Source organism: Rhodopseudomonas pseudopalustris, from assembly GCF_900110435.1.
Classification (GTDB): Bacteria; Pseudomonadota; Alphaproteobacteria; order Rhizobiales; family Xanthobacteraceae; genus Rhodopseudomonas; species Rhodopseudomonas pseudopalustris.
Genome location: NZ_FODT01000002.1, coordinates 65,995 through 90,548, shown reverse-complemented (window position 1 = coordinate 90,548; position 24,554 = coordinate 65,995). Strand labels below are relative to the sequence as shown.

Annotated in this window: 27 protein-coding genes; 2 read left to right on the top strand and 25 right to left on the bottom strand. The window is 64.0% G+C overall.

What is annotated here, in order from left to right:
• Positions 1-335: 335 nt before the first annotated feature.
• The 13 genes from BMY71_RS03760 to BMY71_RS03700 form a co-directional block, all read right to left on the bottom strand.
• Positions 336-1,238 (bottom strand): SIR2 family protein, encoded by a 903-nt coding sequence (locus BMY71_RS03760; protein WP_092681858.1) that lies wholly within the window; start codon positions 1,236-1,238, stop codon positions 336-338.
• An 11-nt stretch (positions 1,239-1,249) separates the two neighbouring features.
• Complete coding sequence (locus tag BMY71_RS03755) at positions 1,250-1,537, bottom strand: DUF6129 family protein (protein ID WP_092681856.1); 288 nt, start codon at positions 1,535-1,537, stop codon at positions 1,250-1,252.
• Positions 1,538-1,539: 2 nt separating this feature from the next.
• Positions 1,540-1,749: a putative nitrogen fixation protein NifT gene (nifT, locus tag BMY71_RS03750; RefSeq protein WP_092681854.1), complete on the bottom strand. Its 210-nt coding sequence runs from the start codon at positions 1,747-1,749 to the stop codon at positions 1,540-1,542.
• A gap of 12 nt (positions 1,750-1,761) precedes the next feature.
• On the bottom strand, positions 1,762-2,019 hold the full coding sequence (locus tag BMY71_RS03745; protein ID WP_092681852.1) for a nitrogen fixation protein NifZ: 258 nt from the start codon (positions 2,017-2,019) through the stop codon (positions 1,762-1,764).
• Positions 2,019-2,318: a nitrogen fixation protein NifZ gene (locus tag BMY71_RS03740; RefSeq protein ID WP_011501491.1), complete on the bottom strand. Its 300-nt coding sequence runs from the start codon at positions 2,316-2,318 to the stop codon at positions 2,019-2,021. Before BMY71_RS03740 ends, BMY71_RS03745 begins: the two co-directional genes overlap by 1 nt.
• Complete coding sequence (locus BMY71_RS03735) at positions 2,315-3,121, bottom strand: 4Fe4S-binding leucine-rich repeat protein (RefSeq protein ID WP_011501490.1); 807 nt, start codon at positions 3,119-3,121, stop codon at positions 2,315-2,317. Before BMY71_RS03735 ends, BMY71_RS03740 begins: the two co-directional genes overlap by 4 nt.
• Complete coding sequence (locus tag BMY71_RS03730) at positions 3,111-3,650, bottom strand: hypothetical protein (RefSeq protein ID WP_092681850.1); 540 nt, start codon at positions 3,648-3,650, stop codon at positions 3,111-3,113. Before BMY71_RS03730 ends, BMY71_RS03735 begins: the two co-directional genes overlap by 11 nt.
• Before the next feature lies 1 nt (position 3,651).
• Positions 3,652-4,008, bottom strand: coding sequence for a HesB/IscA family protein (locus BMY71_RS03725; RefSeq protein WP_011501488.1), 357 nt, complete (start codon positions 4,006-4,008; stop codon positions 3,652-3,654).
• A 9-nt stretch (positions 4,009-4,017) separates the two neighbouring features.
• The gene (locus BMY71_RS03720) at positions 4,018-4,239 is read right to left on the bottom strand and encodes a 4Fe-4S binding protein (protein ID WP_092681848.1); all 222 of its coding nucleotides are present in this window, start codon (positions 4,237-4,239) and stop codon (positions 4,018-4,020) included.
• A 23-nt stretch (positions 4,240-4,262) separates the two neighbouring features.
• Positions 4,263-5,822, bottom strand: a complete 1,560-nt coding sequence (gene nifB, locus BMY71_RS03715) for a nitrogenase cofactor biosynthesis protein NifB (protein ID WP_092681846.1) — start codon at positions 5,820-5,822, stop codon at positions 4,263-4,265.
• 217 nt (positions 5,823-6,039) lie between these two features.
• A complete protein-coding gene (locus BMY71_RS03710; RefSeq protein WP_011501485.1) occupies positions 6,040-6,234 on the bottom strand; it encodes a 4Fe-4S dicluster domain-containing protein in 195 nt (64 codons plus the stop codon).
• Between the two features lie 183 nt (positions 6,235-6,417).
• Positions 6,418-8,166, bottom strand: coding sequence for a nif-specific transcriptional activator NifA (gene nifA, locus BMY71_RS03705; RefSeq protein ID WP_092681844.1), 1,749 nt, complete (start codon positions 8,164-8,166; stop codon positions 6,418-6,420).
• Positions 8,167-8,458: 292 nt separating this feature from the next.
• Entirely contained in the window at positions 8,459-9,253 is a 795-nt protein-coding gene (locus tag BMY71_RS03700) for an SDR family NAD(P)-dependent oxidoreductase (RefSeq protein ID WP_049760672.1), read from the bottom strand.
• A gap of 368 nt (positions 9,254-9,621) precedes the next feature.
• On the opposite strand from BMY71_RS03700, the gene BMY71_RS03695 reads away from it, so the two are divergent.
• Positions 9,622-10,476 (top strand): xanthine dehydrogenase, encoded by an 855-nt coding sequence (locus BMY71_RS03695; protein ID WP_092681840.1) that lies wholly within the window; start codon positions 9,622-9,624, stop codon positions 10,474-10,476.
• Between the two features lie 9 nt (positions 10,477-10,485).
• Here the strand turns inward: BMY71_RS03695 and feoB are convergent, their stop codons facing one another.
• Both feoB and BMY71_RS03685 read right to left on the bottom strand, forming a co-directional pair.
• Positions 10,486-12,366 (bottom strand): ferrous iron transporter B, encoded by a 1,881-nt coding sequence (gene feoB, locus BMY71_RS03690; protein ID WP_092681838.1) that lies wholly within the window; start codon positions 12,364-12,366, stop codon positions 10,486-10,488.
• A gap of 10 nt (positions 12,367-12,376) precedes the next feature.
• Entirely contained in the window at positions 12,377-12,658 is a 282-nt protein-coding gene (locus BMY71_RS03685; protein WP_011501480.1) for a FeoA family protein, read from the bottom strand.
• A 420-nt stretch (positions 12,659-13,078) separates the two neighbouring features.
• Between BMY71_RS03685 and BMY71_RS24775 the strand changes: the two genes are divergently transcribed.
• Positions 13,079-13,246 carry a hypothetical protein gene (locus tag BMY71_RS24775; RefSeq protein WP_175557607.1) on the top strand — a complete coding sequence of 56 codons (168 nt, stop codon included), beginning with the start codon at positions 13,079-13,081 and terminating at the stop codon, positions 13,244-13,246.
• A 29-nt stretch (positions 13,247-13,275) separates the two neighbouring features.
• On the opposite strand, the gene BMY71_RS03680 is transcribed toward BMY71_RS24775, so the two are convergent.
• From BMY71_RS03680 to BMY71_RS03635, 10 genes are all read right to left on the bottom strand, one after another.
• Positions 13,276-13,572 (bottom strand): hypothetical protein, encoded by a 297-nt coding sequence (locus tag BMY71_RS03680; RefSeq protein WP_011501478.1) that lies wholly within the window; start codon positions 13,570-13,572, stop codon positions 13,276-13,278.
• A gap of 250 nt (positions 13,573-13,822) precedes the next feature.
• A complete protein-coding gene (locus tag BMY71_RS03675; protein WP_011501477.1) occupies positions 13,823-15,208 on the bottom strand; it encodes a ribulose-bisphosphate carboxylase in 1,386 nt (461 codons plus the stop codon).
• Positions 15,209-15,265: 57 nt separating this feature from the next.
• Positions 15,266-16,351: a class II fructose-bisphosphate aldolase gene (fba, locus tag BMY71_RS03670; RefSeq protein ID WP_011501476.1), complete on the bottom strand. Its 1,086-nt coding sequence runs from the start codon at positions 16,349-16,351 to the stop codon at positions 15,266-15,268.
• Between the two features lie 57 nt (positions 16,352-16,408).
• The gene (tkt, locus tag BMY71_RS03665; protein WP_092681836.1) at positions 16,409-18,424 is read right to left on the bottom strand and encodes a transketolase; all 2,016 of its coding nucleotides are present in this window, start codon (positions 18,422-18,424) and stop codon (positions 16,409-16,411) included.
• A gap of 34 nt (positions 18,425-18,458) precedes the next feature.
• Positions 18,459-19,334, bottom strand: coding sequence for a phosphoribulokinase (locus tag BMY71_RS03660; RefSeq protein ID WP_011501474.1), 876 nt, complete (start codon positions 19,332-19,334; stop codon positions 18,459-18,461).
• Between the two features lie 28 nt (positions 19,335-19,362).
• Positions 19,363-20,400: a class 1 fructose-bisphosphatase gene (locus BMY71_RS03655; protein WP_011501473.1), complete on the bottom strand. Its 1,038-nt coding sequence runs from the start codon at positions 20,398-20,400 to the stop codon at positions 19,363-19,365.
• A 208-nt stretch (positions 20,401-20,608) separates the two neighbouring features.
• Complete coding sequence (locus BMY71_RS03650; protein ID WP_092682426.1) at positions 20,609-21,796, bottom strand: iron-containing alcohol dehydrogenase; 1,188 nt, start codon at positions 21,794-21,796, stop codon at positions 20,609-20,611.
• 225 nt (positions 21,797-22,021) lie between these two features.
• On the bottom strand, positions 22,022-22,723 hold the full coding sequence (locus BMY71_RS03645) for an ABC transporter ATP-binding protein (RefSeq protein ID WP_092681834.1): 702 nt from the start codon (positions 22,721-22,723) through the stop codon (positions 22,022-22,024).
• On the bottom strand, positions 22,716-23,450 hold the full coding sequence (locus tag BMY71_RS03640; protein WP_011501470.1) for an ABC transporter ATP-binding protein: 735 nt from the start codon (positions 23,448-23,450) through the stop codon (positions 22,716-22,718). The genes BMY71_RS03645 and BMY71_RS03640 overlap by 8 nt, the downstream gene beginning before the upstream one ends.
• The gene (locus BMY71_RS03635) at positions 23,437-24,495 is read right to left on the bottom strand and encodes a branched-chain amino acid ABC transporter permease (protein ID WP_092682424.1); all 1,059 of its coding nucleotides are present in this window, start codon (positions 24,493-24,495) and stop codon (positions 23,437-23,439) included. The genes BMY71_RS03640 and BMY71_RS03635 overlap by 14 nt, the downstream gene beginning before the upstream one ends.
• Positions 24,496-24,554: the final 59 nt, after the last annotated feature.

The following is a 24,554-nucleotide window of genomic DNA, read 5'->3' as shown; positions in this document are numbered from 1 at the left end:
CGGGTGGTCGCAGGGAGATGTTTCAAATCCGACATCACGGCTTCGCGGCCGACATCGCGGGGCATGGCTGTTGCAAACGAAACAACTGATACCGTCAGCAAGAGGTCGTGGTCGCAGCGGCCTCCGACTGCGCGCGCAGACTTCGTCATTGCAAACGCATCAAAGCAATCGAGGACGCGCGGAGCTCCGGAATTGATTCGGCCGCGGAGCCTTGCTCCGACGGCGCGGAGCGCCGATCCGGGCGCTCCTCGCAATCACGATGTGCCGGCGCAGTGAAGAAAACGCGTCAGAACAAAAGAGAGCTCCGGTTCTGGTCGATCAGAACCGGAAAAGCTCTAAGCCGGCAGGCTCTGGCACTGCAGCATCGGGGCAAGAGACGCAACGAACTTCGACAGCGGCCATTCGATCCGCTGGATGTTCTGCTCTTCGAGGAAGCGCTCTTCGTTGCGGGTCAGCGTGTCGGGCAGTACCGCCCAGTGCCGCGCGGACGAGCGCTTCATGATCTGGCGTGCGAACAAACGATCAAGCTGGTTGTCGAAGCGGCAACCGAGGAACAGGAAATGCCGATCGCGCCGCAGTTCCTGGACCGACAGCGGAATCGGCGTCTGGATGTCGATCTCGGTCAGGACTTCGACAAAGTCGCTGTCGGACACCAGATAGTTCGCGGCCGGCGCGACCGAGCCCAGAGGCTGATACAACAGCGTCGCCCAGGCGCGCGCCTCGTCCGGCGTCGCCGCGAACAACGGCATTTCATCGGCGACGATGCTCGGATCTGGTTCGGTCACTTCGCTGCCGTCGGGGCGATAGTAATTCACCCATCGACCGTGATGCTCGGTCTGGCTGACGCCCTGCGCCATGCCCCAATCGGCGCGGCCCGCGAACGCTCGTTGCGGCACGTCGTCGTACCAGGCATGGACCAGCAGCGGCAGCTTGGGGAGAGCCGCCAGCATGTTGTGCAGGTCGTTCGGCGCGGCCGAAGCGCGGAATGCTTCCGACATCAGCGACGACAGCGTCTTGCGATGCTTGAAATTCTCGATGTACTGCGCCGCGCCGGTGAGATTGGTGCGAACCTTGTGCGGCACCGTCGTCTTCGCGGTCAGACGCGCAACCAATTCGATCGGCGACGCCGGAATCGGGCCGCTCCCGCCGCCGAGCGCGAGCGCGCCGCAGCCGAGATAGGGAATGACCTTCGCCTGCGCGAAACCTGCGGCAACGTCCTCGAGCAGTTGGGCCGGCATAGCGGTCTCCTTCACGACGCCAGGGATGTCGCGGCGGCTTTGTGGTGCGCGACGACGAGACCTGTCGCCTGGGCAGGATTGCCGGTGATCGCCCAGCAATGATCGGAACGGTCGACCAGGTAAACGTTGAACCGCGGATAGATCCGAAACGGCTGTTCCTGGTCGATATCGGACGCATCACATTGCGTCAGTGACAGGCCGGGAAATTGCTGCCGAATCAGCGACAGCGTTCCGACATGCGCATCGGCACCGCCGAGCAGCGCATCGAGCTTGGTGAGATCATCTGTGGAGAGCGGCATCGTCAATCGCTCAGCTTGCGGGCTTCGACGGTGATCGGCAGCCTCGTGTCGGCCGCCATCGCCGGCAGTTCGAGCTGCCAGCCATTGGCCAGCGTGATCTTGCCTCCCCACAATTCGGGGTTCTCCATCTCGACGATCGCTTCTTCGAGATCCTTCTTGGCGACATAGGCCGAGAGCTGGCCCTGATCTGATTTGCGGATCATCACTTTCATCGGATCGAGTCCTTACGGTTGGCCGGCGAGCGACGGCTCGACCGGCGCGATTTCGTCCTCGAGACAGCCGACGACGCGATGGCTTGCGAATTCCACCAGATAGATCGGGCGGTTGGTTTCGGTGTGCAGACCGATCCGAACGATTTCACCGGGATCGCCGCGCTTCACCAGCAGCGCGTCGAGCGGCTGATCCGGAAAACTGCCGTCGTTGAACAGGTCGATCTCGGCGAGGACCGGCTGGCCCCATTGATATTTTGGCTCCGGCGTCATCACGCGACCTCCCGCGAGACGGGCTGCTCGACTTCGGCCGAGACCAGCTCCTTCCGCTTCATGCCGACGATGCGGCCTTGGGCGACGAAGTCGACGCCGTAGATGTAGAACTGCTGCAGGAAGGTGCCGATGCTCACGACGTACCCCTCATCGCCCTTCTTCACCAGCACATCACCGATTTCCTTACCGGGAAAGGTGCCGTCGTTACGGACATTGATCCGCGCCCGCACCTTCTGGCCGTATTCGAACGCCGGGGGACCGTCGAGTTCGACGATATCGCTGTCACGGCTGATATTCATGGTGATGACTCCGTCACGGGCTTTTTATGGGGACCGGTTGAAACTGACCGCGCCGGTCCGGTGAAGCCGGTGCGGCTGCGGACCAGCTCCCGAACCAGCGGATCGGGATCGTCCAGCAATCCGCACAGTTCGTAAGTGTCGACGCGGCTCGCCGCTTCGTAGCGGATGCGCCAGTCGGGATCGTCGATCATTGCCAGCAGACGGCCGGGCGACATTCGCCGCGCCGCTTCGAGGCGGACGTCACCATCTTTGTCCATGGCTATCTGCGCCAGCCATTCGAGGCCGATCCGGCGCGCGACCTCACGGCGGACGCCGCTGTCGGGATCGAGCACCAGCAGCGGCAGCAGGCCGGGCGATGCTCGCTTCGCCACCACTTGGCGGACGTAGTAATCCTCGTCATTGACCATCGGGCGCAAATCTTCATCCGCGAGCACCGAGGCGATGCGGATTCGCACCTCGCGATGCGGATCGGCGCGAAGCGGCAGCAAATAGCGCTTCGGCAGCCGCCGCGCCGCGCTCCAGCGCACGGTCTCGTCGGGATCCTGCAGCAGCCGCGGCAGCAGAAACACGGCGGCATAGCCCGCCGCCACCGCCCGCACCTCGAAGTACGGATGTGTCAGATAGTCGTCGGCGAGAGCTCGATTGCGCTGAAAGAAGTGCTCCAACCGCCGCGCATAGCGATCCTGCACACAGGCTTTCTTCAACTCGCAGCGACCGGCCGACAGCAGCTCGCGATGCGGGCAAGACGCGCAATCGACCTCGTTGCCCTGCCAGTCGCGGGCTTCGTCGATGTCAGTCGTCATCGACTTGCCCTATCCGTCGCCAGACGTCGTGCAGCACGCCGGCATTGACCTTGTCGGAGGGATCGAGCTCGAGCAGCTTCTCGATCGCAGCATGGCCCTCGTCGATGTCGCCAACCCGCATCCGCAGATAGGCATAGGCCTTCAGGGCGAACAGATAGAACCGCGGCAGGATGGCGGCGAAGCTGGAGAACTCAGCGTCGCTGCGCCGAACCTTGCGCCAGTTGGCGTCGAGACCATTATCGCGCGCGGCTTTCGTCAGGCAGATTTCGGCGACCCGCAACGCCTCATCGAGGCGGCCTTTGTAGAAATAGAAGCGATACAGGCCGATCAGCACCGCGGCATGATCGGGCGCCAGAGACTGCGCCTCGCGCAGATGTTGCTCCGCGAGTGCATCGCTCTGGAAGTCGCGGCCGGCGAGTTCCAGATGACGCTGCGCCTCGGCCGGCAGGCCCGCACCGAGCAGCGCGCCGCCGAGCATGGACTGTTCGGGTCCGGACATCGTCAGTTCACTGTGCAGGACATGCGGCATGTCAGAAATCCCGCAACTGATGCAGGTTGGCTTTAGGCGCCTCGGCGGTACCGCCGGAGCATTGGCAGCTCGACGGCCTGGGATCGTGAAAGATGAATCCGCTCGATGTCGGCGTCTCCATGAAGTCGATGGTGACGCCTTCCAACAGCCTGCAACTATCTTCCGGGACGAACAGCCGGAGGCCCCCGTGATTGATGACCCGATCGCCAGCACGCGGCAGCGCCTCGATATCGAACGCCGCCGAGAGGCCGGAACAGCCGCCGGGCGTCACCGCGAGACGGAAACCGCCGGCGCCGCCGCTGAACTGCACCATACGGTGGATGAACTTCTCGGCCGAGGGCGTCAGGATCAGATCCATCATCTCACCTTATGCCGCGCGAGCGCGTGGGACGGAATTGTCGATCACGCAGGTGCCGTCGACCGGACACACCGCAACACATTGCGGCCCGTCGAAATGGCCGAGGCATTCGGTGCATGTCGACGGGTCGATCATGAACACGCCGCGCTTCTCGGTGATCGCGACGTTCGGACACTCGGGCTCACAAGCCGAGCAGGAGGTGCATTGCGACGCGACGATCTTGTAAGCCATGGTCTGTGCCCGCCGCTTCGGCCTCAGCTCGTGACGAATGCGCCCTGGCGAATGTCGGCATCGCCACGCTGGACGTGACTGATCTCCGATTTTCCAACGCGTTCGAGGTAGTCCTTGAAATAGGCAATCACCGATTGCTCGATATAGTCGAAGGCATAGGTCTCGACCGCCTCGATGCCGGCGCCGGCTAGCGAATCCTTCGGGCAGAGGCCGATCTTGGCGACCAGCACCGCGGCGCAGTCGTTCAGCGCCTTGAGAATCGGCTCGATCCCTGCGTCGCTGGCGTAGCCGCCTTCGCAATACAGATCGACGCGGCGATGGCCGATGAACTTGGCGCCGGCGGTCGAGACCTCGTAGATCTGGAATTCATGAGCATGGCCGAAGTGCTCGTTGATCACGCCGCCGCCCTTGGTCGCGATCGCGACTTGGATCTTGATCGAGGCGGTCTTATCGGCGAGCGTCGCCATCTCGCGCTGCTTGGCGACAGCGATGGCGTCGCGCTCGGCCTCGACTTTGGCCTGATAGGCCTGGCGCGCGGCGAGATTGTATGTGACCTCCATCTCCATCACCTTGTCGGTGGTGAATTCGGCGCTGCGGTCTTCGCCGAGCAGGCCGACCGCGTCGGCGCGGCATTGCCGACAATGCCGCATCATGTTCATTTCGCCCTCGCAATCGTCCTGCAGCGCTTTCAGCTCCTGCGCGGACGGGCCGCGGCGGCCTTCGAGGCCGAACACCGTGCCGTGCTCCGGCGCGGAGATCAGCGGCATGATGTTGTGCAGGAAGGCGCCGCGCGATTTCACCGCTTTGTTGACCTCGATCAGATGCCGATCGTTGATCCCCGGGATCATCACCGAGTTGACCTTGACCAGGATGCCGCGCGCGGTGAGCATCTCGAGCCCGAGCAATTGCCGCTCGCTGAGGATCTTCGACGCCTCGACGCCGGTGATGCGGCGATGGTCGTAGAAGATCCACGGATAGATCTGCGCGCCGATCTCCGGGTCGATCATGTTGATCGTGATGGTGACGTGATCGACTTTCATCGCGACGATGCGCTCGACGTGATCGGGCAGCGTCAGGCCGTTGGTCGACAGGCACAGCTTGATGTCGGGCGCCGTCTCGGACACCAGTTCGAAGGTCTTGAAGGTTTTAGCCGGGTTTGCGAGCGGATCGCCCGGGCCGGCGACGCCGAGCACGGTCATCTGCGGAATCGTTGAGGCGACCGCGACCACCTTGCGGGCCGCCTGCTCTGGCGACAGCTTTTCGCTGACCACGCCCGGACGGGATTCGTTGGCGCAATCGTATTTGCGATTGCAGTAGTTGCACTGGATGTTGCACGCCGGCGCGACGGCGACATGCATGCGGGCGAAGTGGTGATGCGCCTGCTCGCTGTAGCAGGGATGGTTCTTCACCTTCTCCCAGACGTCGGGCGGCAGGTCGCCCTGGCTCGCCGCCGAGCCGCAACCGGACTTGCCGCTACCACCCGTGCTGCTACAGCCGGACTGCGCGGCGCTGCGCCGCAATTCATCGAACGACGTCGCACCTGGGGCGCCGAAATCGTGCAGCGTGAGAAGTTTCTTTTGCATGTCCGGCCCTCGTTCGAGCGCCGCGCGACGGGCGCGGCTGTCCGTTGGAGACTGCGCATTGACCGAGCCAGCAACAGATCTGGCGCGGCGATCAATTGGCGAGGGCAGATGCCGCCGCCGCCGTGACGGCAGCGGCCGCAGTGCCGTCGTCATCCTGTTCTGGATGTCGCTTGATAGCTTCGATACGGAAGGCGAACCGCGACATCGAACAGGTCGATCAGGCCGGCACGCAGGTGTTGTCGACCGGGCACACCGCGACGCATTGCGGCTTGTCGAAGTGACCTTCACATTCGGTGCACTTGACTGCGTCGATCACATAGGTGCCGCGCTTCATCGCGATCGCGGCATTCGGGCACTCGAATTCGCAAGCGCCGCAGACGGTGCACTGAGAGGTGATGATCTTGTAGGCCATGTGGAGCTCCTGGGTTCGCAGACGTTGCGCTGAGCAACTGTCTTTCAAGCCCCGTGCCAATTGGCCTTGTAGTTGATTTTGAAGGGTTATCGCTCGGAAGGGGAAAACTGGCGGTGTCGCGGGACTGACACTTGTCGCAAGTCTGACAGGCCGGGCCGAAGCCGAACCGGCCTGTCCTCGAGGCTAAAAATGCTTGAGTTCGATATCGTGCTTCTTGAGCGCGTAACCGATCTGACGCGGCGTCAGTCCGAGGAGGCGTGCGGCCTTCGCCTGCACCCAGCCGGATCGTTCCATCGCGTTGATCAGGCGCTCACGCTCCGGCATCGCAGCGTCGTTCGACGCGGCCCGCACCGCGGTTTGGTCCGGCTCCGTCGGTGCAGTGAATACCTCGCGCGGCGTGACGACCTCGACCGGGACCTTGCGCGGCAACACCTGCAGCGGGATTTGTGGCCGCGGCCGCTCCGGCGGCGGCTCGGCGTGGCCTTTCCAAAGGATCGCGGACAGGCACTCGTCCTGGTGACAGGCGAAATCACTGTCGTTGATGGCCGGTCCCGCCGCCAGCGTCGCCGTTCGCCGCACGCAATTCTCGAGTTCGCGAACGTTTCCGGGGAACGAGCAGGCCTTCAACAATTCCAGCGCGTGCGGCTCGAATGCCAGCTCGCGATCGTTTTCCTTGTTGAAGTTCTTCAGAAACTCGGTCGCCAGCAACGGAATGTCGCTCGGCCTGTCGCGCAGTGGCGGCAGGATCATCGGCACGACGTTGATGCGATAATACAAATCGGCGCGAAACTCCTTGCGCGCCACCGCTTCCTCGAGGTTGCGGTTGGTCGCAGCAACGATGCGGACGTTGACCTTGATGGTCTGGTTGCCGCCGACCCGCTCGAACTCCTGCTCCTGCAGAACGCGCAGCAGCTTGGCCTGGAATGCGGGGGAGATCTCGCCGATCTCGTCGAGGAACAGCGTGCCCTTGTCGGCGAGTTCGAACCGGCCCTTGCGCGAGGCGATCGCACCGGTGAACGCGCCCTTCTCGTGCCCGAACAATTCCGATTCGAGTACCGATTCGGGAAGCGCCGCGCAGTTGATCTTGATGAACGGCCCGTTGCTACGCGCCGACAATTCATGGATCGCCTTTGCGATCAGTTCCTTGCCGGTGCCCGACTCGCCGCGCAGCAGCACCGGTGATTGCGATTTGGCGATGATGCTGACTTTGGCAAGCAACGTACGAATCGCCGGACTCTCGCCGACGATGCCATCGACGCGAACGCGCTTGCGCTCGCGCTGAGGCTTTAACTCGGACAATTCTTTCTGCAGGCGATGACTTTCCGCCATCAGCCGTTCGCGATCCCGCGCCACTACGCGGTGCAGTTTCACGGTTTGCCCAATCAGATTGGCAACCATGGTCAGGAAACGCACATCGGCGTCCATCCTGAAGTTCGACTGCCCGTCGCGAAGCCGGTCGATCGTCAGCGTCCCGACCACGCGCGAGTCGATCCGGATCGGCACGCCGATGAACGACACGCGGGTCTCGTCGGTCGCGCCGAGCGCAAGAGCGTCCGCTGCAGAGAACATCGGATGTGTGGACACATTGTCGGCGACAAGCGGAACCGAGGTCGCGACGATCTGGTCGATCGCTTTTTGCGGCAGCCTTGCGCGATAGCGGTTGTCGCTGCCCTCGTTCCAGCCGACCCCGACCGTGATGTCCGGAACGCTGTCGTCAGCCAGTAGTGAAACGACACCGTTGCGCATCTGCAGAAAGGACTGCAGCAAATTGACCACATTGGCGAGCGTGACTTCGAGGCGCGCCGGCGCGGTGAGGATCTTCGAGATTTCGAAGATGCCGGTGAGCGCAATCTCACTCAGCGGTATCGGGTTCTGGTTCATCGGCTGCCGCGATTGCTCGCTCTCGACAAGACGTACTTCGCGCTGAGCCATAGCTATCTCCATCGCTCCTGAGACTTCCCCCCTTAGTTCCGGAGCATTACGAGATTGTGTATGATCCTCAACCAGATGTCGTGCTCAACTTGGCTGCATCACTGAGGAAGTTGATAGCGTTAGCTGCACAGTTCGTCGCCAGAGCAGAAGTGTCTGAATATGCACTGATTACTTAGTTACCAGCGAAAACGGCAACGTCTCGCATTGATGCAGCGCAAAACAACCCGATGAAAAGACACGCAGTTAGGCTCGGCTGACGGCATCTCAGATCGGACTAATTGCGAACTATTCGCTAGACCCGCTGCCCGCCATTGATGTGAATTTCTTCGCCGGTGACGTAACTGGCGGCATCCGAGCACAGGAAGAACATCACCTTGGCGACTTCTTCCGGTGTCCCGATACGGCGCATTGGAATTGTCGGCGCCAGCATCGCCTCCGTTTCGGGCGAGAGAATATCGGTCTTGATCTCGCCCGGCGCGATCGCATTCACCCGGATGCCATAGGGCGCGTAGTCGTGCGCCATTTCGCGGGTGAGGCAGGTCAGCGCCGCCTTTGACGTCGCATAGGCGCTGCCGGCGAACGGATGCACGCGTGAGCCGACGATCGAGGTGACATTGACAATCGAGCCGCTGCCGGCGCGCAGTTCGTCGAACAATCCCTGCGCCAGCATCACGGGCGCCAGCAGATTGACGTGAAACACGCTCATCCAGGTCCCGACCGGCGTATTCAGCGACGTCAGTCGTTCGCCTTCCTGGCTCTTCGGGGAGATCGCCGCGTTATTGATCAACGCGCTCAGCGGGCCGCCCGCCAGCTTCTCCTTGAGTTCGTCAATCGCACGCGGCAAGGCCCGATGATCCGCCAGTTCGACGGCGACGTGGTTTTCGACGCCGGTGCTCCACGGGCAGCGATCATCGGCGAAAGGCTGGCGTGAACAGGTGATGATTCGCCATCCGGCATCGGAGAACAGCTTCCCGGTAGCGTGACCGATGCCGCGGGAGGCGCCGGTCAACACCAGTGTCTTCTGCTTGCCGGAACGAGCCTCGCGCTGATCGTTGTGAAACGGACAGGCGCCACCGGAAGCCGGCATTCCCGGCCCGTGGCTTCCCGGTCCATCGTTTCCCGGTCCATGGCTTCCGGGATGTCCTGGCCGTTCCGCCTGCAACGGCTCGCTATGCACTGGCGATCTCCATCGCTTGTTTCAATCAGGAGACCTGCAGGAAACGGGCCAGCGCGCGCTAATAGCGAACTAACGATGGTTACAGCCATGTCACGAGTTTCGGCTGCCAGCGAATGTCATGTGCCCGACACCGCTCCTGACCGAGCCGACAAATCGTGACCTTCCCGACACCGCCGTTCGAATCCGGCGCTGCTCACCGACGATTCCGGCGAATTCGCACATGGTCCAAGCCTTGCTTGGCTGTCGAAAGGTCAACCCTTGCGACAGTCGAGATCCGGATGCATCAGCCGACCGACCTGAGCCGACGCCGCTTCGCGATCGTGCTCGGAACCAGCGAGATTGCGTCCGCCGTTGCGGTGCATCTGCATCGCGACGGCTACGGCGTGGTGATGTCGCACGATCCGTTTCCGCCGGTAATCCGACGCAAAATGGCGTTTCACGACGCGCTGTATGGCGATCAGGTGTCAGTTGATGGCATTGCCGGCGAACGGGCCGATGACGGCGTACAGATTCTCAAGGCGCTTCGATACTCACCCGCGGTCCAGGTGTCGTGGCTGTCATTGACTGATCTTCTTCCGGTCGGTTCGGTCGATGTTCTCGTCGATGCGCGGATGCAGAAGCAACGCATCACCCCGGATCTTCGCCGGCTGGCGGGATTGACCATCGGGCTTGGTCCGGGCTTTTCGACGCGGATCAATTGCGACGTCGCGATCGAGACCCGTCCCGGCCGCAGCGGGCTGGTGGTCACGCAAGGCTGGACTGACGCCGCCGACGGCGTCGCCAATCCTCTCGGCGACGCCGGAGCGGAGCGCTTCCAATACTCGCAGGCGAGCGGCCGCTGGCACACCGCGGTGGAGATCGGCAGCCGGGTGTTCAAGGGCTTCATGCTCGGCCACTTGTCCGGCGATGCGGTTCGCGCGCCGTGCGACGGCATCGTTCGCGGCATCGTTCGAGACGGCTGCGAGGTGCCGGAAAAAGTGAAGCTGCTGGAAATCGATCCGCGCGGTCGCCACGCGCAATGGACCGGGATCGATGGCCGCGGCAGGACGATCGCCAATGCGGTCTGCCGGGCGATCGCAGCTCACGCGCCCTCGCAAACCGACCATGACGTCGGTCCGTTCCAGCCGGTGTGAGGCGAAGCCTCAGCCTGCGCCGAACGCGACCGCCACGTTGTAAGTGATAAGGCTCGCCACATAGGCCAGGGCGAACATGTAGATGAAGGTGATGCCCATCCAGCGCCAGCTTCCGGTCTCGCGCTTGATCACCGCGAGCGTCGAGGCGCATTGCGGCGCAAACACGAACCAGGCCAGCAGCGACAGCGCAGTGGCGAGGCTCCATTTGGTGGTGAGCATCTGCCCGATCTGCTCGGTGGCTTCCTTGCCGCCTTCGATCGCATAGACCGTGCCGAGAGCGGCCACGGCAACTTCGCGCGCGGCCATGCCGGGAATGAGGGCGACCGCAATCTGCCAATTGAATCCGAGCGGCGCCAGCACCGGCTCGATTGTATGGCCGATGATCGAGGCCAGGCTGTAATCGATCGCCGGTTCAGTCGCGCCGGCCGGCGGACGCGGAAACGAGGCCAGAAACCAGATCAGCACCATCATCGAGAAGATCGTGGTGCCGGCGCGCTGCAGAAACATCTTGGCGCGGATGTAGATGCCGATCGCAACGCTGTTCAGCCGTGGCAGCTTGTAGTCCGGCAGTTCCAGCATGAACGGCGCCGGCTCGTAATCGCGCCACATGAAGAACTTGATCAGCGCCGACACCGCGAGCGCGCTGACGATGCCCGCGGTGTACAGGCCGAACATCACCAGGCCCTGCAGATTGATCCAGCCGAACACCTGCCTCGCCGGAATAAAGGCGGAGATGATCAGCGTATAGACCGGAATCCGCGCAGAGCAGGTCATCAGCGGCGCGATCAGGATCGTCGTTAGCCGGTCGCGGCGATTGTCGATCACCCGCGTCGCCATGATCCCGGGGATCGCGCAAGCGAAGCTCGACAGCAGCGGAATAAAGGCGCGCCCATGCAGGCCGGCGCCGCCCATGATGCGGTCCATCAGGAACGCGGCGCGGGCCATGTAGCCGAAATCTTCCAGAAGCAGGATGAACAGGAAGATGATGATGATCTGCGGCAGGAACACGATGACGCTGCCGACGCCGGAGATCACGCCGTTCTGCAGGAAGCTCTGCAGCAGCCCTTCCGGCAGGATGGTGTGGACGAACGCGCCCAGCGCGCCGAAGCCGTCCGAGATCAGTTCCATCAAGGGCTGCGCCCAGGTGAAGACTGCCTGGAACATCACGAACAGAATCAGCAGCAGGATCGCCAGGCCGGCGACCGGGTGCAGGACGACCGAATCGACCTTTGCCGTCACCGTATGCGGCCGGGCCGGCAGGCTGACGCAATCGGCGATGATGCGGTCCGCCTCGCGCTGAAGCGCGCGCAGTTCGGCGGTGGTCAGCGGCCGCCAATTGTCGGCGGCGGACGTGACCGGCGTGCGCGCCGCCATTTCATCGGTGCGCTTCAACAGATCGGCGGTGCCGCCCTTGCGCACCGCGATCGAGGTGACGACCGGGACGCCGAGCTGTTCCGACAGCTTGTCGACATCGACCTCGACGCCGCGCCGCTTCGCGATGTCGTACATGTTCAACACCAGCATCAGCGGTCGGCCGGTCGCCTTCAGTTCGAGCATCAGCCGGAACGTCAGCCGCAGATTGGTGGTGTCGGCGACGCACAGCACGAGGTCGGGAACGACCTCATCCGGATAGCGGCCGAGCACGATGTCGCGGGTGATCTCCTCGTCAGGGCTGCGGCCGCGGAGCGAATAGGTGCCCGGCAGATCGACCAGGCTGACCGTGCGGCCGGCCGGCGTTGCAAACACGCCCGCCTTACGCTCGACGGTAACGCCGGGGTAATTCGCAACCTTTTGGCGGCTCCCGGTCAGCGCGTTGAACAGCGAGGTCTTGCCGCTGTTCGGCGTTCCTACCAGAGCGAGATTGAAGGGCTGACTTTCGATAGAGCTCATCGGGTAACCGTCACATCAATACGACGGCCATCGCCTCGCGTCGTCGGACCGCGATCGTGATGTTGTCCACACGCACGGCGATCGGATCGCGCCCGATGATGCCTTCGTGCAGAACTTCGACTTTGGCGCCTTCGACGAAACCCAGCTCGATCAGCCGGCTTTCAAGCTCCACCGGCTGCAACGCGGAGGCCACCCGCTGGGAGTCGATCGCCTGGACGATGCCGCGATAACCGCGCCGGGCGTTGCCGAGCAGGATGGGCTGGTGGCCGTTGTGATGCAGGTTTGAAGTCATTGGCTGTTCTTCCAATCGTCGCCGCGGAGGTCAAGAGATTCAGCACTGCGCCGATCGGAAATTAGAACGATTGTAACAGGCGCTATCAATTCGCATGTAAGACGGAATCGATTGCAACAGGTTTGATCTGGCACAAAATCCTACGGCCAGCTTTCATCATTCTCTGCAGCGTGGCCGGCGGGTGTCAGTAGAGGTTTGCTGTCGCCCTGGCGCAGCCGCCGTGCGGCCGTCAATGCAGCCTTCAATCGGGGCCTCGGGGCGGAAACTCGTAAACCATGCGTAGTGAATACGAATGGGCGGCCCGCCACATTAAGATATCCAACAGCCGGGCATGCGAGATTTGAGCGAAAGCGGGCAAACTTGCCCGCAACGCGCGCCGCCTAGCAATGCGGCGGGGTGTTCACTCAATCAAGGCCTGACATGACGTCGAAGAAGCCGGCTCCTCAGAACCGACGAAAGGCTGCGCCTGCTGTGGAACACGCCACGTCGCTGGCGATGGTGATCACACAGAATCTGGCGAACATGGCGACGGTGTTCGCATCGTCGGGATCGGTGCTGCTCTGCTTGCTGATCGCCAAACGATTCTGAGAGATTCGCTACGCGACCGGCACTTTCCCTCAACAATGCACGCAGATCGGCTCGGCTCTGCCGAAGCGATCCAGCACCCTGTCCAACAGGCTCTTGCGGCTGTGCGGCGCTTCCTGGGATGGCGCCGGCTCGGATTCGGCGATCAGGTTCTTGGCAATGCCGACCGCACAGGCCCGCGGCGGATTCGCCCCCAAACCTTCGGTATGCTTCTTTCCCATCGCCATCACCGTGATCAATCGATTGTCGGTGAGAAAGAACGAGCAATCGTAGATGATGCTGTGCTGCTCGATCTGAAACGGATAAATGCTCGAATGGTCATGGGTCATGTCCCGTCTCCCGCTCGTTGGCTGAGCTTCGATGGCACATTTGCCCAAGGCGAAAAAGCGAACGCTGTGGCGAGAGTTAGGCAGTAGCTAATCCGCTCGCCGCAAGCTGACGCGGCCGATTAGCCCGAAATCAATCCAGCAAAAAATACCGCTACGCCGAATTGCGGATGGCGGCGTAGCGCACCCGACAACCAAAAAGGAACGGCCCGCGCAAGGCGGGCCGCTCGCAATCAGAAGTGATCCGGACAGCTCACGCGGCAGCGAGCTTCAGCATGTTGCGCCAGTTCGGATACAGCTTGTCGGCGTCGTTAGGGAAGCTCTCGAAGGCGCGGGCGAATTCGCGGTGGTCCTTGGCGAAGGCGACCGGATCGGCGCCCTGCTTCCAGCACTGCTCGGCCTGCCGCAGCGACCTGGCGCCGGCCGCACCGCCGTCGATATGACCGAAGGCGCCGCCGCCTGCAGTCATGATCAGGTTGGAGTGGCCGAGATTGGCGAAGAAGCCGGGCATCCGCAGCGCGTTCATGCCGCCGGAGATGATCGGCGTGGTCGGGTTCATGCCGAGCCACTCCTGCTTGAAGTACGGACCCTCGGCGGAATCCTGGGTGATCATGAAAGCGGAATCGCGATCGGAAGCTTCGCCTTCCATCTTGCCATAGCCCATGGTGCCGACATGGATGCCGGAGGCGCCCTGCAACCGCGCCATCTTCGACAGCACGAAGGCGGTGTAGCCGCGCTTGCTCTGCGGCGAGGTCACCGCGCCATGGCCAGCGCGATGATAGTGCAGATACTGCTTCGGGAACGCACGGCGCGCGGTGGTCACCGCGGCCGGACCGGCGACGTAACCGTCGACCAGGAAGGCGACGTGATCGGCGTTCTCGCCGAACGTCTCCAGGATGTACTCGCCACGCGCCAGCATCTCGTAGTGATCATCGGCGGTGATGTTGAACGAGAACAGCTTGGGCTGACCGGTCGCATCCTGGGCGCGGCGCATCGCGTCGTTGACCGCGCGCACGGTGTCCTTGAACGGCGCGAACACCTGATTGCCCTGCGGCTCGTCGTTCTTGATGAAGTCGCCGCCGAGCCAGAAGTCGTAGCAGGCGTCGGCGAACGGCTGCGGGCGCAGGCCGAGCTTCGGCTTGATGATGGTGCCGACGATGAAGCCGCCATCGACCACCGGCCGGCCGAGCACGCGCCACAGATCCTTGATCGTGGTCGACGGACCGTCGAACAGCCGCAGATAGGCCGGCGGCACGTAGAAGTCGTGCATCTTGGCGTATTCGACGTCGCCCATGCCCTGGTTGTTGCCGATCGTCAGCGTCAGGAACGAGGCGATCATCGCGCGGCCGTCGATCACGTTGCGGTCGAACAGCTCGATCGGATAGGCGATCTTCATCAGTTCCTTGGCTTCGTCGACCTCGTAGACGAGCGCGTCGACGCCGCGGGTGAAGTCGTCGGTGGTCGAGACTTCGACATTGGTTCCGGTGGAGGACTCGGCGGCGAAATGCGCCGCCGTTTCCACGAAATTACCGAACCCGGCCTTCGGCTTCATGATGTAGGCGCACAGCACATGCCGCCCGCCGGCGATCAGATCGCTTTCTTTGAGGTTGAGGTTGGCGTAGCGGTTCGATTGGTCCATCGTGGTCTCCTGAATGGCGAGTGCAGGCGGCCGGCGGCCGCCGCTGATTCCGTCAAATTATTCCGCGGCCTTCGCGACCTGACCGATCTGCGGGTCGAGCGCACCGGACTTGTAGCGCTTGGCCATCTCCGCGAGCGGGATCACCTTGATCTTGCTGGCATTGCCCGCAGTACCGAACTGCTCGAAGCGCAGACGGCAGATGTCGCGCATCGCATCCATCGCCGGCTTCAGGAACTTGCGCGGATCGAACTCCGCTTTGTTCTGGGTCGCGATCTTGCGGAACACGCCGGTCATCGCCAGGCGGCAATCGGTGTCGATGTTGACCTTGCGCACGCCGTGCTTGATGCCGCGCACGATCTCTTCGACCGGAACGCCGAAGGTCTGCGGCATCGCGCCGCCGAACTCGTTGAAGATGTCCTGCAGTTCCTGCGGCACCGAGGACGAGCCGTGCATCACCAGATGGGTGTTCGGCAGCCGGCGATGAATCTCCTCGACCACCTTCATGGCGAGAACATCGCCGTCGGGCTTGCGGGTGAACTTGTAGGCGCCGTGCGAGGTGCCCATCGCGATCGCCAATGCGTCGACCTTGGTGGCGCGGACGAAATCCACCGCCTGATCCGGATCGGTCAGGAGCTGCTCGCGGCTGACCTTGCCCTCGACGCCGTGGCCGTCTTCCTGCTCGCCGCCGCCATGCTCGAGCGAACCCAGCACGCCGAGTTCACCTTCCACCGAGGCGCCGACCCAATGCGCCATGTCGGTGACGCGGCGGGTGATGTCGACATTGTACTCATAGTCCGCGGCGGTCTTGGCGTCGGCCTTGAGCGAGCCGTCCATCATCACCGAGGTGAAGCCGTATTTGATCGCGGTGGCGCAGGTCGCTTCGTCGTTGCCGTGGTCCTGATGCATACAGAGCGGAATGTCCGGATACATCTCCGCCAGCGCATCGATCATCTTCGCCAGCATGATGTCGTTGGCGTAGGAGCGCGCGCCGCGCGAGGCCTGGATGATGACGGGCGCGTCGACCGCGGCCGCCGCTTCCATGATCGCGAGCCCCTGCTCCATGTTGTTGATGTTGAATGCCGGCACGCCGTAGCCGTGCTCCGCGGCGTGATCCAGCAACTGCCTCAAGGTGATACGCGCCATGATGGCTCCTGTGTTAGGTTTCGGGCGACAATCTCGGGGTGACGAGCGTCGTCGTGATCAATGTTTGCTGCGAGCGATCGCGGCCTTGGCCGCGTCCGTGACCGCATCTGCGGTGATACCGAACTTCTGGTACAGCACCGGCGCCGGCGCCGAGGCGCCGAACCCGGTCATGCCGACGAAGGCGCCGCCATCGCCGATCCAACGCCGCCAATCGATATCGCGCGCCGCTTCGACGCCGATCCGCGGCGCAGTCCCAAGCACGGTCGCGCGGTAGGCCTCGTCCTGTTCGGCGAACAATTCGAAACAGGGCGCCGAGACCACCGCCGCCTTGATGCCTTCGCCCTCGAGCTTGCACGCCGCTTCCAGCGCCAGCGAGACTTCCGAGCCGGTCGCGATCAGCGTGACGTCGCGCTTGCCCGGATCGATCACCAGATAGGCGCCGCGCCCGACCGGATTGTCGTTCACGCCGTTCGGGCGCGGCAACATCGGCAGCGCCTGCCGCGACAGAGCCAGCACCGAGGGCCGGCTCGCCTGCTTCAGCGCGCAGTCCCAGGCCTGCGCGGTCTCGATCGCGTCCGCCGGACGAAACACCAGCAGGTTCGGGATCGCCCGTAGCGACGAGACATGCTCGACCGGCTGATGGGTCGGGCCGTCCTCGCCGAGGCCGATCGAGTCGTGGGTCATCACATGGATCACCCGCACCCCCATCAGCGCCGCGAGCCGAATTGCCGGACGGCTGTAGTCGGCGAACACCAGGAAGGTGCCGCCATAGGGAATGAAGCCGCCGTGCAGGGCGAGGCCGTTCATCGCCGCTGCCATGCCGAATTCGCGAATGCCGTAGTGCAGATAGCTGCCGCCATAGGCGCCGGGCTTCACCGAAACCGAACCCTTGGCGTGGGTCAGGTTGGAATGGGTCAGGTCAGCCGAGCCGCCGAGCAGGTTCGGCGACGCCGGCACCAGCGCGTTGATGGTGAGCTGCGAAGCCTGCCGGGTGGCGATCGACGGCTGGTCGGATGCGAAATTCGCGATCAGCGCTTTCAGCGCGGGCTCGTAGTCGGCCGACAGCTTGCCGGCGAGCACGTTCTCGAAGCCGGCGCGGGTCGCCGCATCGAGATTGCCGAGCCGCTCGGTCCACGCCTGATGCGCGGCCTTGCCGCGGCTGCCCGCCTCGCGCCAGCGCGCAAGAACCGCGTCCGGCACTTCGAACGGAGGGTGCGGCCAGTTCAGCGCAGCGCGGGTCTTCTCGACCTCGTCGGCGCCGAGCGGCGCGCCATGGGCTTTCTCGGTGCCCTCGACCTTGGGCGAGCCGAAGCCGATCTTGGTGCGGCAGGCGATCAGGGACGGCCGGTCGCTTTTCCTGGCCTGCTCGATCGCGGCCTCGACCGCCTCCGGATCATGGCCATCGACGCGGATGGTGGCCCAGCCCGACGCGGCGAAGCGCGCGAGCTGATCATCCGAGCACGACAGTGAGGTTTCGCCGTCGATCGAGATGTGGTTGTCGTCCCACAGCACGATCAGGCGATTGAGCTTGAGATGACCGGCGAGCGAGATCGCCTCGTGGCTGACGCCTTCCATCAGGCAGCCGTCGCCGGCGATCACATAGGTGAAGTGATCGACCAGCGCATCGCCGTAACGCGCGTTCAGCATCCGCTCGGCGAGCGCCATGCCGACCGAGGTCGCGAGCCCCTGCCCGAGCGGGCCGGTGGTGGTCTCGACGCCTTCGGTGTGGCCGTATTCCGGATGGCCGGGCGTCTTCGAGCCCCACTGCCGGAACGCCTTCAACTCGTCGATCGTGACCTCTTTGTAGCCGGTCAGATGCAGCAGCGCGTAGAGCAGCATCGAGCCATGGCCGGCCGACAGCACGAAACGATCGCGGTCGGGCCAGGTCGGATCGGCGGCATCGAACTTCATGAAGCGGGTGAACAGCACGGTGGCGACGTCGGCCATGCCCATCGGCATTCCGGGGTGGCCGGACTTCGCCTTTTCGACTGCGTCGATCGCGAGGAAGCGGACCGCATTGGCCATTTCGCCGTGGCTGACTTCGTCGTGGATATCGCGTGCAGAGATGTTCAAACCGTCCTCCCGGGAGTGGAGTTGCCTTGCATGATTACTTCACGCCGCGCTTGCGTTCGATCAGCTGCATGATCAACGGCGTCAGGATCAGCTGCATCGCAATATCCATCTTGGCACCGTGAATCACGATCGAGTTGGCGCGCGACATGAAACTGCCCTGGATCATCGACAGCAGATAAGCGAAGTCGATGCCACGCGGGTCCTTGAACCGGATCACCACCATCGACTCGTCGGGCGTCGGAATCCAGCGCGCGATGAACGGGTTCGAGGTGTCGACCGTCGGCACACGCTGGAAGTTGATGTCGGTCTCGCCGAACTGCGGCACGATGTAGTGCACATAGTCGGGCATCCGGCGCAGAATGGTGTCGGTGACGGCCTCGGTCGAATAACCGCGGTCGGCGCGGTCGCGGTGCAGCTTCTGGATCCACTCCAGATTGATCACGGGCACCACGCCGATCTTGAGGTCGGCGTGCTGGGCGACGTTGACCGTGTCGGTCATCACAGCGCCGTGCAGGCCTTCATAGAACAGCAGATCGGAATCCGACGGCAGCGACTGCCACTCGGTGAAATTGCCCGGCGGCACGCCGTGAACCAAGGCTTCCTTGTCGTCGTGCACGTAGTAGCGGGTCTTGCCGGTGCCGGTCGCGGCGTAGTCCCGGAACGTGGTCTCCAGCTCCTCGAACAGATTGGTCTCGGGACTGAAATGGCTGAAGTGCTTGTTTCCGCGCTCGGCCTCCTCGGCCATCTTGGTCCGCATATCGACGCGGTTGTAGCGATGGAACGCGTCGCCCTCGATATAGGCCGCGTTGACGTTCTCGCGGCGGAAGATCTGCTCGAAAGTGCGCTTGACGGATGTCGTGCCGGCGCCGGAGGAGCCGGTGATGGAGATGATCGGGTGCTTACGGGACATAGGGTTCAGACTTCCAAATATGCTGGTATCAGGTCCGGAACAGGCCGCGGCGCCCGAACAAGGGCGCGGTGCGAGAGGCCGCGCTCGGATCGAGGTGCAGTTCGACGATGCGATTGACCTTGTCGCTCGAGCCCATGATCAGCGGCGAGCGCTGGTGGGTCGAGGTCGCTGCGGCCGAGAGATCGAGCACGCGTTCGCGGCCGGTCGAGGCGGCGCCGCCGGCCTGCTCCATCACGAACGCCATCGGATGGGTCTCGTACAGCAGCCGCAGCCGGCCATCGCCGTAGCCCGGGCGCGAGTCGGCCGGATACAGGAAGACGCCGCCACGGGTCAGGATGCGGTAGGCTTCCGCCACCAGCGAGCCGATCCAGCGCATGTTGAAGTTCTTGGCGCGCGGACCGTCGGCCCCCGCGAGGCACTCGTCGACGAAGTCGCGGACCGGCTGCTCCCAATGGCGATGGTTCGAGGCGTTGATCGCATATTCGGCGGTGTCGCCCGCGACTTTCACCTTCTCGCGGATCAGCCGGTAGACGTGATCCTTGCGGTCCAGCGTAAAGATGTCGACGCCGTCGCCGAGCGTCAGGACAAATGATGTCTGCGGTCCGTAGACGACAAAGCCGGCGGCGAGCTGGCAGCTCCCCGGCGCGGTGAACGGCGCCACGCCCGGCTCGTTCGGGATGATCGAGAAGATCGTCCCGACCGTCATGTTGGTATCGATGTTCGATGATCCGTCGAGCGGGTCATAAGCGATCGAGATCGGCGCCTGCGGGTCTCCCATGAGCAGCGCCTCGGCCTCTTCGGAAGCCAGCGCCGCATAGGGCACGTTCTTCAGGGCCGCGACGATGGCGGCCTCGGCGCGGACGTCGAGATCCTTCTGCACGTCGCCATCGGCATTGCTTGCGCCATGCGCCGCGCCGGTGATCCCCGCCAGCGCCCCCTGCCCGATCAGTTCAGAAATCTCGATCGACGCCTCGGCGATCGCGCCGACCGCCGCCGCAACCGCCCGCTTTCGCGGGTCCGTCGCATAAGAGTCCAAGAGCCGTGCTAGCGTCTGACCCTGATCCATTCATCCCCCCAAAACGCAACCTGGCATACTGCCACACGGAGCCCGCCGCGGGCAGCTTGTGAGCCGGGCGACAGCCTAAGAGAAATTGCATTTTCCTTGTTACCGCAAAAGTAAATCTTATATCGCGAACCGCCACACCCAGATACCATGCCGGCGAAGCAGTTCGCAGACATCCTGCACGGCCAGAACTGGCCTGCCGTGATTTAGATCAGAAGCGGGAGGTCAACACGCGCCTGATCTCGTCATCGGTCAGCACCACCGGATTGGTCTTCATGCTGGAGCCGCGGCTGGCCGCGACGATCCGATCGAGATCGTCCGTGGTGACGCCGAGCGCGGATAGCTTCGGCAGCGACAGCCGCCGCGTCCAGTCGTCCAGCGTGCGCACGAGATTGTCGCGATCCTCCGCGAGGCCGGCGCCGCTGCGCCCGGACAGCAGACGGCCGACCTCGGCGTATTTCTCCAACGCAGGATGGTGCGGCGCACGCATATCCATCGCGTCGATGTTGACGCGCGTCGCGGCCGCCACCAGCGTGCCGCAGACGACGCCATGGCCGATCGGAAAGAACGCGCCGAGCGGCGACGCCAGCCCGTGGACCGAGCCGAGCCCGGTCTGCGCGAGACAAATGCCGGACTGCAGCGACGCATAGGCCATCTGCGCCTGGGCGGCCCGCGCCGCGTCGCCGCCTTCGTACCAGGCGAGCAGTCCGTCGCGGACGGCGTGCAGGCCGGACAGCGCCAATGCGTCGGTGAGAGGATTGGCGCGGGTCGAGACGTAGGATTCGAGCAGCTGGGTCAGCGCATCCATGCCGTTGGCCGCGATCAGCGCCGGCGTGCACCCGGCCAGCAGATCCGGATCGACCAGCGCGATCTCGGCCACCAGCGCCTCGTCGCGGAACGACTTCTTGAAGCCATGGGCGCCATGCCGCGACAACACCGCGTTCTTTGTCGCCTCGGAGCCGGTGCCGGCGGTGGTCGGCACCGCGATGAACGGCGTCGCCGGGCCGCGATACGGCAATTCCGGCCCGACGCCTTCGAGATGATCCATCACCGAATTGCCCGGCCGCAGCAGGCCGGCGATCGCTTTGGCGGCATCGAGCGCGCTGCCGCCGCCGACCCCGATCACGGCGTCGATGCCGGAGCCATGCCAGTCGCGCACCGCGGCGTCGACCGCCTCCGGCGATGGTTCGCCGCCGATCATCACCCTGTCCCAGTTCAGGCCATGGTCGCGAAGCCCCGCGAGCAGCGCTGCGGCATAAGGAGCGCGGTCGAATGAATGCGCGCCGGTGACCAGCAGCACGCGCCGGCCATAGCCCGCGGCGAGTTGCGGCAGCCGGACCACCGCGCCCGCGCCGAATTCGATGCGGGGCAGACGGGCGATTGAAAAAGCGGGGATCATCAGGCGCTCAACAACAGGCCACGCGCCGACGATTGCCTTGCGCGGTCGGGACAGCATTGGCGCGAGGCGTCGCGCCACGCCGCATCATGCAGCGTTTGCGCAAGCTAGAGCGTTTTCGAGCGAAGTGAAATCCGGTTCGCGTGAAGAAAACCCGTCAAAACAAAAAGTCAGAGCTTCGATTCTATTAGAACCGGAAAAGCTCCGGCAGGTTTGGCCGCGCCGCGGCTACGGCGCGAGATATTGCAGCAGCCGGGGGTCGTTGCGGACGTCGTCCGCGGCGCCGGTCAGCGCGACGCGGCCGCGGTCGAGCACGTAGGCGCGATCGGCGACGCGCAGCGCCAGGTCGAGATGCTGCTCGACGATCACCACGGCGATCTCCTGCGCCAGCGCGATCAGCCGGTCGGTGATCTCCTCGATCACGCCGATCCACACCCCTTCGGTCGGCTCGTCGAGCAGCAGCACGCTTGGCTCGGACAACAGCGCGCGGCCGATCGCCAGCATCTTGCGCTCGCCGCCGGACAGCGTCCCGGCGACCTGATCGAGCCTCAGACCGAGCTTCGGGAACATCTCCAGCACGCGGTCGACCGCGCCGCTGTCTTTGTTGGTCAGCGCGCCGACCGCGAGATTGTCGCGCACCGACAGCCGCGCGAACACCGGATGGTCCTGTGGCACATAGCCGAAGCCGGCGCGGATGCGTTGCTCGGTCGGCCATCTGGTGACGTCGCGGGCATCGAGCGAAACCTGCCCGCGCTTGACCGGCAGTTCGCCCATGATCGCCTTCATCAGCGTGGTTTTGCCGGCGCCGTTGCGGCCGAGGACGGCGACGCCGCCGCGCCACGGCACGGTCATCGACACACCGAACAGCACCTGGCTGCGGCCGTAGCCGGCCTCGAGATCGCGAATGTGAAGATAATGATCCTCAGGCACGGCGCAGATAAACCTCCTGGACCTTCGGGCTCGCCTGAATCTGCTCGATCGAGCCGGTGTCGAGCACCGCGCCCTGATCGAGCACGGTGAGGCGGTCGCAGATGTCGCGGATGAAATCGAGGTCGTGCTCGACGATCACTAGCGAGCAGCGCGACTTGATCGGCGCCAGCAATTCGCCGGTGACGCGGCGCTCCTCCAGACTCATGCCGCCGGTCGGTTCGTCGAGCAGCAGTAGCTTCGGCTCCGGCGCAAGCGCCATCGCGATCTCGAGCCATTGCTGCTGGCCGTGCGACAGCGCTCCCGCCCGCTCACCGGCGCGCTCGACCAGCCGGAACTGCTCCAGCATCGCCATCACCTTGTCGTGCAACAGCCCGCGGGTGCGCGAGAACATCAGCTTCGACAACGCGGTCTGGCCCTGCAGCGCCAGCAACACGTTGTCATAGAGCGTCAGCGCCGGCAGCACGCTGGTGATCTGGAATTTCAGGCTCATCCCGCGGCGGGCGCGCTCGGCCGGCGATGCCGCGGTGATGTCCTGACCGTCGAAGCTGACGCGGCCCTGCGTCGGCACTTCGGCGCCGGCGATGCATTTCATCATCGTGCTCTTGCCGGAGCCGTTCGGACCGATCAGGCCGTGGAACTCGTTCGGCTGGATGATCAGCTCGGCGCCGTTCAGGGCGGTGAGCTTGCCGAAGATCTTGATCAGGCCCCGCGCCTCAAGCAGAGCCATGATCGCGCTCCTTGTCGTGCAGCCTGGGCGGGCGGCCAAAATTGCCGATCCGCTCGCGCTCGCTGAGGATCAGGCTGATCAGCCCGGCCGGACGGAACAGGATCACCAGCAGCATCAGCGCGCCGAGGATGATCGGCCAGATCTCCTGATAGCTGTTCGACAACCAGAACGACACGATTTCGATCACCACGGCGCCGATCACCGCGCCGATCAACGTGCCTGAGCCGCCGAACAGCACATAGAGCACCACCTGAGTCGACATCACCACGCCGAGCATGTTCGGCCAGACGAAACCCTCGTGGAAGGCGTAGAGGCTGCCGGCGAGCCCCGCGATCGCGCCGCCGAGCGAAAAAATGATCGCCTTGATGTGCTGCACCTTGTAGCCGAAGAACGCGATGCGCTGCTCGTTCTCGCGCAGGCCGGCGAGCGCCAACCCGAACTGCGACCGCACCAGGAAGCGGCAGGCCAGATACACCAGCAGCAGGATCGCGAGCACGACATAATAGAAGACCGGCCCCTCGGTCAGATCGTAGCTGCCGATATGCATCGGCGGAATCGACGGGATGCCGTTCTGGCCGCCGAGATAGTACCAGCCCCGCGCCAGCCGGTCGAAGGCGTAGGAGCCGGTCAACGTGCCGAGCGCGACGAAGATCACGCTCGACGGATTGCGGCCCAGCAGCAGGAAGCCGCCGATCAGCAATGCGATAGAAAACCCTATCAGCACCCCGGCGGGGATCACCACCAGCATCGAGGTGACGCCAAGATCGCGCGCCAGCAGCGCGACGCCATAGCCGGCCGATCCGAAGAACACCGCCTGGCCGAAGCTCATGATGCCGGAATAACCCCACACCAGATCGAACGACAGCGCGAACAGGCACAGGATCAGCACCCGCGTCCCGAACACCGTCAGATAGTCCTGCAGCACCAGCGGCAGCAGCAGGCCGATCGCGAGCACCACCAGCTCGATGATCGGCAGCACCCGCCGGCGTCGCTTCCGCGGCGCCGACAAAGCGTGGCTCAGCCCGGATTCGGCCGCGTCCGTCATCGGCGGACCCGGCGGCCGGCACGGCGCCGCGCCGGTCGTGCGGTGCATAGGGAGATCTG

What these genes read in the sequence shown, in the direction of transcription:
- BMY71_RS03760 (WP_092681858.1), bottom strand. Translation starts at nt 1,238, where the DNA reads ATGCCGGCCCAACTGCTCGAGGACGTTGCCGCAGGTTTCGCGCAGGCG.
- BMY71_RS03755 (WP_092681856.1), bottom strand. Translation starts at nt 1,537, where the DNA reads ATGCCGCTCTCCACAGATGATCTCACCAAGCTCGATGCGCTGCTCGGC.
- nifT (WP_092681854.1), bottom strand. Translation starts at nt 1,749, where the DNA reads ATGAAAGTGATGATCCGCAAATCAGATCAGGGCCAGCTCTCGGCCTAT.
- BMY71_RS03745 (WP_092681852.1), bottom strand. Translation starts at nt 2,019, where the DNA reads ATGACGCCGGAGCCAAAATATCAATGGGGCCAGCCGGTCCTCGCCGAG.
- BMY71_RS03740 (WP_011501491.1), bottom strand. Translation starts at nt 2,318, where the DNA reads ATGAATATCAGCCGTGACAGCGATATCGTCGAACTCGACGGTCCCCCG.
- BMY71_RS03735 (WP_011501490.1), bottom strand. Translation starts at nt 3,121, where the DNA reads ATGACGACTGACATCGACGAAGCCCGCGACTGGCAGGGCAACGAGGTC.
- BMY71_RS03730 (WP_092681850.1), bottom strand. Translation starts at nt 3,650, where the DNA reads ATGCCGCATGTCCTGCACAGTGAACTGACGATGTCCGGACCCGAACAG.
- BMY71_RS03725 (WP_011501488.1), bottom strand. Translation starts at nt 4,008, where the DNA reads ATGGATCTGATCCTGACGCCCTCGGCCGAGAAGTTCATCCACCGTATG.
- BMY71_RS03720 (WP_092681848.1), bottom strand. Translation starts at nt 4,239, where the DNA reads ATGGCTTACAAGATCGTCGCGTCGCAATGCACCTCCTGCTCGGCTTGT.
- nifB (WP_092681846.1), bottom strand. Translation starts at nt 5,822, where the DNA reads ATGCAAAAGAAACTTCTCACGCTGCACGATTTCGGCGCCCCAGGTGCG.
- BMY71_RS03710 (WP_011501485.1), bottom strand. Translation starts at nt 6,234, where the DNA reads ATGGCCTACAAGATCATCACCTCTCAGTGCACCGTCTGCGGCGCTTGC.
- nifA (WP_092681844.1), bottom strand. Translation starts at nt 8,166, where the DNA reads ATGGCTCAGCGCGAAGTACGTCTTGTCGAGAGCGAGCAATCGCGGCAG.
- BMY71_RS03700 (WP_049760672.1), bottom strand. Translation starts at nt 9,253, where the DNA reads ATGCCGGCTTCCGGTGGCGCCTGTCCGTTTCACAACGATCAGCGCGAG.
- BMY71_RS03695 (WP_092681840.1), top strand. Translation starts at nt 9,622, where the DNA reads ATGCATCAGCCGACCGACCTGAGCCGACGCCGCTTCGCGATCGTGCTC.
- feoB (WP_092681838.1), bottom strand. Translation starts at nt 12,366, where the DNA reads ATGAGCTCTATCGAAAGTCAGCCCTTCAATCTCGCTCTGGTAGGAACG.
- BMY71_RS03685 (WP_011501480.1), bottom strand. Translation starts at nt 12,658, where the DNA reads ATGACTTCAAACCTGCATCACAACGGCCACCAGCCCATCCTGCTCGGC.
- BMY71_RS24775 (WP_175557607.1), top strand. Translation starts at nt 13,079, where the DNA reads ATGACGTCGAAGAAGCCGGCTCCTCAGAACCGACGAAAGGCTGCGCCT.
- BMY71_RS03680 (WP_011501478.1), bottom strand. Translation starts at nt 13,572, where the DNA reads ATGACCCATGACCATTCGAGCATTTATCCGTTTCAGATCGAGCAGCAC.
- BMY71_RS03675 (WP_011501477.1), bottom strand. Translation starts at nt 15,208, where the DNA reads ATGGACCAATCGAACCGCTACGCCAACCTCAACCTCAAAGAAAGCGAT.
- fba (WP_011501476.1), bottom strand. Translation starts at nt 16,351, where the DNA reads ATGGCGCGTATCACCTTGAGGCAGTTGCTGGATCACGCCGCGGAGCAC.
- BMY71_RS03660 (WP_011501474.1), bottom strand. Translation starts at nt 19,334, where the DNA reads ATGTCCCGTAAGCACCCGATCATCTCCATCACCGGCTCCTCCGGCGCC.
- BMY71_RS03655 (WP_011501473.1), bottom strand. Translation starts at nt 20,400, where the DNA reads ATGGATCAGGGTCAGACGCTAGCACGGCTCTTGGACTCTTATGCGACG.
- BMY71_RS03650 (WP_092682426.1), bottom strand. Translation starts at nt 21,796, where the DNA reads ATGATCCCCGCTTTTTCAATCGCCCGTCTGCCCCGCATCGAATTCGGC.
- BMY71_RS03640 (WP_011501470.1), bottom strand. Translation starts at nt 23,450, where the DNA reads ATGGCTCTGCTTGAGGCGCGGGGCCTGATCAAGATCTTCGGCAAGCTC.
- BMY71_RS03635 (WP_092682424.1), bottom strand. Translation starts at nt 24,495, where the DNA reads ATGACGGACGCGGCCGAATCCGGGCTGAGCCACGCTTTGTCGGCGCCG.